Source organism: Nocardioides sp. (assembly GCF_036401255.1).
In the GTDB taxonomy this organism is placed as follows: Bacteria; Actinomycetota; Actinomycetes; order Propionibacteriales; family Nocardioidaceae; genus Nocardioides.
The window spans coordinates 1-5211 of sequence record NZ_DASWVI010000265.1 but is presented as its reverse complement, the minus strand read 5'-3'; the positions used below and the strand labels follow the sequence as shown (position 1 = coordinate 5211).

The 5211-nt window shown below is 73.6% G+C and carries 7 protein-coding genes; 4 read left to right on the top strand and 3 right to left on the bottom strand.

Annotated features, from left to right (window positions below):
* The 3 genes from VGD85_RS12155 to VGD85_RS12145 form a co-directional block, all read left to right on the top strand.
* Positions 1-805 (top strand): methionyl-tRNA formyltransferase (locus tag VGD85_RS12155; RefSeq protein ID WP_331063706.1); only part of this gene is annotated, 805 nt, incomplete at its 5' end.
* Between the two features lie 25 nt (positions 806-830).
* Positions 831-1247: an MmcQ/YjbR family DNA-binding protein gene (locus VGD85_RS12150; protein WP_331063705.1), complete on the top strand. Its 417-nt coding sequence runs from the start codon at positions 831-833 to the stop codon at positions 1245-1247.
* Positions 1240-2637 carry an RsmB/NOP family class I SAM-dependent RNA methyltransferase gene (locus VGD85_RS12145; protein ID WP_331063704.1) on the top strand — a complete coding sequence of 466 codons (1398 nt, stop codon included), beginning with the start codon at positions 1240-1242 and terminating at the stop codon, positions 2635-2637. The genes VGD85_RS12150 and VGD85_RS12145 overlap by 8 nt, the downstream gene beginning before the upstream one ends.
* An 18-nt stretch (positions 2638-2655) precedes the next feature.
* On the opposite strand, the gene VGD85_RS12140 is transcribed toward VGD85_RS12145, so the two are convergent.
* From VGD85_RS12140 to VGD85_RS12130, 3 genes are read right to left on the bottom strand one after another with little or no spacing between them, the layout of a single operon-like run.
* On the bottom strand, positions 2656-3285 hold the full coding sequence (locus VGD85_RS12140; protein ID WP_331063703.1) for a hypothetical protein: 630 nt from the start codon (positions 3283-3285) through the stop codon (positions 2656-2658).
* Between the two features lie 3 nt (positions 3286-3288).
* The gene (locus VGD85_RS12135) at positions 3289-3795 is read right to left on the bottom strand and encodes a SigE family RNA polymerase sigma factor (RefSeq protein WP_331063702.1); all 507 of its coding nucleotides are present in this window, start codon (positions 3793-3795) and stop codon (positions 3289-3291) included.
* 52 nt (positions 3796-3847) lie between these two features.
* A complete protein-coding gene (locus VGD85_RS12130) occupies positions 3848-4582 on the bottom strand; it encodes an AAA family ATPase (RefSeq protein WP_331063701.1) in 735 nt (244 codons plus the stop codon).
* Between the two features lie 39 nt (positions 4583-4621).
* Here VGD85_RS12130 and VGD85_RS12125 point away from each other — a divergent pair.
* The coding region (locus VGD85_RS12125; protein WP_414690806.1) for a DNA polymerase domain-containing protein at positions 4622-5211 on the top strand (590 nt) is incomplete at its 3' end.

The following is a 5211-nucleotide window of genomic DNA, read 5'->3' as shown; positions in this document are numbered from 1 at the left end:
GTCCCCGGTGGCGGTGCGCGCCGCGGAGCTCGGCGTACCCGTCCTGGCGCCCGAGCACCCCCGCGACCCCGCCTTCCAGGAGGCCCTGCGCGCGCTGGCGCCCGACTGCTGCCCGGTGGTCGCGTACGGCGCGCTGCTGCCGCAGTCGGCCCTGGAGATCCCCGTCCACGGCTGGGTCAACCTGCACTTCTCCGCGCTCCCCGCCTGGCGCGGCGCGGCCCCGGTCCAGCACGCGATCTGGGCCGGTGACGAGGTCACCGGCGCCACCACATTCCGCATCGTGAAGGAGCTCGACGCGGGCCCGACGTTCGGCGTGATGACCGAGCGGATCCGCCCGACCGACACGGCGGGGGACCTGCTCGCCCGCCTCGCGGAGGGCGGTGCGGGGCTGATGGTCGCCACGCTCGACGGCATCGAGGACGGCGCTCTCGAGGCCCGGCCCCAGCAGGTCGACGGCGTCACCTACGCGCCCAAGATCGAGGTCGAGGACGCCCGGGTGGACTGGTCGCACCCGGCGATCGCCATCGACCACCAGGTGCGCGCCTGCACGCCGGCTCCGGGCGCCTGGACGACGGTCGCCGGCGAGCGACTCAAGCTGCTGCCGGTCACCGTCACCGAGGAGCGGCTGGCCCCGGGCGAGCTCCGGATCGGCAAGCAGGAGGTCCTCGTCGGCACCGCGACGACCGCCGTACGCCTCGGCGAGGTGCGCCCCCGCGGTCGCAAGCAGATGCTCGCGGCCGACTGGGCGCGTGGCGCCCGTCTGGACTCCGGCGTCCGAATTGGTGTCGGTTCCGGTGAAAGCTGACGCGGGGATCGATACCGTCAAGACCATGAGCGGCCCGGTGGATCCGGCGGACCTGGACCCGACGGTCCACGAGATCTGCATGTCGCTGCCCGAGGTCGAGCTGGGGATCACGTGGGGCGACCGGCCGACATACCTGGTCCGCGGCAAGGGGTTCGTGCTCTACCGCAAGCCGGGCCGGACCGCCGTGGACCCGCGGACGGGGGAGCCGTACGACGACCTGATCGTGATCACGACACCGGACGCGGCCGACAAGGAGGCGCTGGTCGCGGACGAGCGGCTCCCGTTCTTCACCATCGACCACTTCAACGGCTTCAACGCCGTGCTGGTCCAGCAGTCCCGTCTCGGAGAGATCGAGCGCGAGGAGTTGGCGGAGATCATCACCGATGCCTGGGCCGCGAAGGCCCCGCGGAGCCTGTCGAGGAAGCACCTCGGGGATGGCTGACCCCCGGCCGCGAGGCCCGCAGCGGGGGAGCAGGACCAGCACCGGTCGCACCGCCGCCGACCCCGCCCGCCTCGCGGCGCTCGAGGTGATGAAGGCGGTCCGGGTCGACGGCGCGTACACCAACCTGGTGCTCCCGGCCGTGTTGCGACAACACGGTCTCTCCGGCCGCGACGCCGCGTTCACCACCGAGCTCGTGTCCGGGACGATCCGCCGGCGAGGCACGTACGACGCCATCCTCGCCGCCTGCGTCGACCGGCCGTTGAGCAAGGTCGAGGCGAAGGTGCTCGACGCGCTCCGGCTGGGCACCCACCAGCTGTTGTCGATGCGGGTGCCCACCCACGCCGCCATCAGCACCACCGTGGACCTGGTCCGCGCCAAGGTCAGCTCGGGCGCCGGCGGCTTCACGAACGCCGTGCTCAGGCAGGTCGCCCGGCAGAGCCTGGCCGAGTGGATCGGCCGGGTCGCTCCCGACCCCCGCGTGGCGCCCACCCGCTTCGCCTCGATCGCCTACAGCCACCCGCGCTGGATCGTCGACGAGCTGCGTTCCGCGGTGGGGGCCGAGGAGCTGTTCGACCTCCTCGCCGCGGACAACGAGCCACCCCGGGTGACGCTGGTGGCCCGTCCGGGCCGGAGCACGCGCGAGGAGCTGCCCGGGGAGCGGACGCCGTTCTCGCCGTACGGCGTGGTCCTCGCCGGTGGGGACCCCGGTGAGATCCCGGCCGTGGCCGAGGGCCGCGCGGGCGTCCAGGACGAGGGCTCCCAGCTGGTGGCGGCCAGCCTGGCCGCGGCGTCCGTGGAGGGTCCCGACGACCGCTGGCTGGACCTCTGCGCGGGCCCGGGCGGCAAGGCTGCGCTGCTCGCGGCGCTTGCCGACCAGCGAGGTGCGGGGCTGGTGGCCGCGGAGCGGCAGGAGCACCGCGCCCGCCTCGTGCAGCGCGCCCTGCGGGGTGCGGCCGGCACGCTCGGGGTCGTCACCGCCGACGGCACCGCGCCGCCGTTCCCCCCGGACCGCTTCGACCGGGTCCTGGTCGATGCGCCCTGCACCGGTCTCGGGGCGCTCCGGCGCCGGCCCGAGGCGCGGTGGCGCCGGCGCGCCGACGACCTGCTCGGCCTGGTGCTGCTCCAGCGCCGGCTGCTCTCCTCGGCACTCGACCTGACCCGGCCCGGCGGTGTCGTGCTCTACGCGACCTGCTCACCGGTGCTCTCCGAGACCCGGGGCGTGGTGTCCTCGGTGCTGGAGTCCCGCGGAGACGTGTGGCTCGAGGACGCCCGGGCACTGGTCCCGGACGTGCCGGACTGCGACGGACCGATGCCGGGCACCGTCCAGCTCTGGCCGCACCGGCACGGCACGGACGCGATGTTCCTCGCGCTCCTGCGCCGCGCCGGCTGAGGGTCCGGACCTCGACGCTCAGTCGGCCCAGATCAGGGACCGGCCGACGTCGTCGACCTGGGCCTGGGTGGTGCCGGGAGTCGGGGTGACCGTGGCGAAGAACTCGCCGTGCGCCTCGCTGACCCAGGTGTGGACGTCGTCGAGGACGTCGGCCTTGCCCGGGTCGAGGAAGCCGGGACGGTAGTCCGCCGGTCGCCAGGTGACCACGACCGTCGCGCCCTCCTGGGAGCAGGTGAACTTCTCGTCGGCCGGCTGGTCGCAGCGCCAGTCCGGGGAGTCGACGTACACGGGTGCATCCCGGAGCGCGTGCATCGCGCGGATCTGGGCCTCCGCCTCCCGGCGGGCCTGTCGCCGTGCCTCTGCCTGCTGGTCGGCGCGGGCCGAGGCTGCCGAGGACGACACCGACGACGCCGTGGGCTGCGTCGCGAAGTCGGGCTCGCCACGGGTGGTGCCGCCGGAGCCGGCGAGCCAGGCCCCGCCGGTGGCGACTGCGGCCACCGTGGTCGCGGCGACGGCGACGCCGATGCGATGGTGGCGCCGGATCCGGGTGCCTGCGGACACCGACTCCCGGACGAGACGGTCGAGGTCGGGATGCTCGTCTCGGACCCGCTCGTGCAGGGCGGTGCCGAACGGCGTGGGGTCTTCCATCACTCAGGTCCTCTCGGTGAGCTCTGCGCCGACGAGCGGCCGGAGCCGCTCCAGGGCGCGTCGCGAACGGGTGCGCACCGTGGTCTCGGTCAGCCCGAGGTCGCGCGCGGTGTCGGCGACCGAGCGGTCCTCCCAGTAGCGCAGCACCAGCACCGCCCGATCATGCGGGGGCAGCACGGCGAGCGCGGCCAGCAGGTCCAGCCGGGTCGTGGGGTCGTCCTCGGGCGCGGAGCTCTCGCGCCCGAGGGTCGAGTCGGTCGGCAGCTCGCCCGAGCGGCGCAGCCGGCGGTGGGACAGGAACGTGTTGAGCAGCGTCGCCCGTGCGTACGCCACCGGGTTGTCGGCCCGCGAGACCCGCCGCCAGGACGCGTACATCTTGGCGTAGGTGGTCTGGGTGAGGTCCTCGGCCAGGTGGTGGTCCCCGGTCAGCAGCAGCGCCTGGCGGTACAGCCGGGTCCCGGTCGCGCGGACGAACTCCCCGAAGTCGTCCTCGTGCCCGTCGTTCGTCACACCCTTAGGACTCCTCGACCCGCCGGGACGTTGCAGCCGATCTCGGAGGCCGTCAGTCGAGCACGTGCCGCAGGTAGCGCCCGGGCGCGTCCAGGTAGGCCTTCCAGTGCTGGACGAGCTCGAGCTCGGCCCAGGTCGTACGCCGGTATCCCCACGGACGGGTCTCCAGGATCGTGGCGCCCGGCATGGCCGCGAGGACCGGCGAGTGCGTGGCGCAGAGGACCTGGCCGCCCTCCTCGACGATCCGCCCGAGCGTGCCGATCAGGCCGAGCTGGGAGGAGAACGACAGGGCCGCCTCGGGCTCGTCGAGGCAGTAGAACCCGGGGGAGTCGAACCGGGTGCGCAGCACCTCGAGGAACGACTCGCCGTGGCTCATCTCGTGGAACAGCGGCGCCGTGCGCGGCCGCCGAGGATCGACCTGCTGCTCCTCGTAGGTGTACCAGCCGTGCATGGTCTCGGCGCGCAGGAAGAACCCCCACCGGCTCGCCGCAAGGCCGCGCTGGAGCCGGAGCGCGCTGCCGAGCGGCGACTCGGTCGCCCGCGTGGAGTGGTGGCCCTGGGTGGAGCCGCCCTCGGGGGAGAGTCCGAACGCGGTCGCGACCGCCTCGACGATCGTCGACTTGCCCGAGCCGTTCTCGCCGACGAGGAACGTCACGAAGGGAGACAGCTCCAGCCCGTCGCGGACCAGCTGCGCGACCGCGGGCACGTCCATGGGCCAGTCGTCGGCAGGCAGTGGCCGCTCGGGGTCGGCCCAGACCCGGACCACAGGCGGCTGGTCGAAGTCCATGGGAGCACGCTACGGCGGGCCACCCCCTAGCCTGGCCCCATGCCGTCGAAGCCCCCCTCGGTCGAGATCGAGGTCGACAACCGCGTGGTACGGGTCAGCAACCCCGACCGGGTCTACTTCCCCGAGAGCGGAGCCACCAAGCTCGATCTCGTCGAGTACTACCTCGCCGTCGGCCCGGGCATCGTCACCGCGCTCTTCGAACGCCCCTGCATGCTGCACCGCTTCCCGAAGGGCCTGGCCGGCGACAAGGTCCACCAGAAGCGGCTCCCTCAGGGCGCGCCGCCGTGGGTGGAGACGGTCCGGCTGCACTTCCCCCGCTGGAACCGCACCGCCGACGAGCTGTGCGTCACCGAGCTGGGCAGCGTGATCTGGGCGGTGCAGATGTCCACCGTCGAGTTCCACCCCTGGAACAGCCGCCGCGAGGACACCGAGCGGCCCGACGAGTGGCGCATCGACCTCGACCCGGGCCCGGACTGCTCCTACGACCGGGTCCGCCGGGTCGCCCACGTCGTCCACGAGGTCCTCGACGAGCTGGGCGTCGTCGGCTTCCCGAAGACCAGTGGCAGCAAGGGTCTGCACGTCTATGTCCGGATCCGCCCCGACCACGGCTTCAAGGACGTACGCCGCGC

Excerpts from the sequence above, each read along its gene's own strand:
- VGD85_RS12140 (WP_331063703.1), bottom strand. The coding sequence starts at position 3,285 with ATGGAAGACCCCACGCCGTTCGGCACCGCCCTGCACGAGCGGGTCCGA.
- VGD85_RS12130 (WP_331063701.1), bottom strand. The coding sequence starts at position 4,582 with ATGGACTTCGACCAGCCGCCTGTGGTCCGGGTCTGGGCCGACCCCGAG.
- VGD85_RS12150 (WP_331063705.1), top strand. The coding sequence starts at position 831 with ATGAGCGGCCCGGTGGATCCGGCGGACCTGGACCCGACGGTCCACGAG.
- VGD85_RS12145 (WP_331063704.1), top strand. The coding sequence starts at position 1,240 with ATGGCTGACCCCCGGCCGCGAGGCCCGCAGCGGGGGAGCAGGACCAGC.